We start from the raw sequence: 206 nt of genomic DNA, 5'->3' as shown, positions 1-206 counted from the left end.
GGTAATGGCTGCGCTATTCGACGTCACAGCAGACTCATTGCCCGCGGTATCGGTTTGCTTCACCTGAATATCGCCAATGGCGTAGGTAGTATCGTTTGCCAGCTCAAAGCTCGTGCCTGAGCCCGTCGTCCAGTTATCACCACCGTCTAGGGAGTATGCCCAGCTCGCTGCATCTGATGCCAAGGTCACGTTAATGGTGGCATCAT

General features: G+C 54.4%; 1 protein-coding gene. It reads right to left on the bottom strand.

Features of this window, described 5'->3' with window-relative positions:
* A partial coding sequence (locus ACXAH6_RS20530; RefSeq protein ID WP_474879851.1) for a hypothetical protein occupies positions 1-206 on the bottom strand: 206 nt, incomplete at both ends.

It is taken from the genome of Alteromonas sp. ABE4_545 (assembly GCF_056161325.1).
Note: the sequence above shows the minus strand (reverse complement) of the source record. Positions and strands in the feature narration are given on the sequence as shown.